This is a genomic window from Bradyrhizobium pachyrhizi (assembly GCF_001189245.1).
Taxonomy (GTDB): domain Bacteria; phylum Pseudomonadota; class Alphaproteobacteria; order Rhizobiales; family Xanthobacteraceae; genus Bradyrhizobium; species Bradyrhizobium pachyrhizi.
The window spans coordinates 1-292 of record NZ_LFIQ01000078.1 but is presented as its reverse complement, the minus strand read 5'-3'; the positions used below and the strand labels follow the sequence as shown (position 1 = coordinate 292).

Genomic DNA, 292 nt, shown 5'->3' with positions numbered 1-292 from the left:
CTTCCAGCCCGGATCCATGTTGAACTCGTTCCCGCCGCGCGCCAGGGCCAATGTGACCGTGGCCATATTCGAGTAGGTGGTCGGGAGCGGCCACGAGATCTGACCCTTGAGTTTCGGATTCAGTAGATCTTCGATAGCCTTGATCTCAATAGGACAACGATCGGTGCGCACAGCGAAGAAACCGCCGTTGATCGAGCGCGGGATATTCTTGATGTTGCCCTTCTCGTCTTTGGCTAGATAACGCTCGGGCACGTCCGCCAGATTAGGCACATCCGCCAGGGTGACCGTCTCT

General features: G+C 57.2%; 1 protein-coding gene. It reads right to left on the bottom strand.

What is annotated here, in order from left to right; genetic code table 11:
• The coding region (locus AKL29_RS43680) for an extracellular solute-binding protein (protein ID WP_347336983.1) at nucleotides 1-292 on the bottom strand (292 nt) is incomplete at both ends.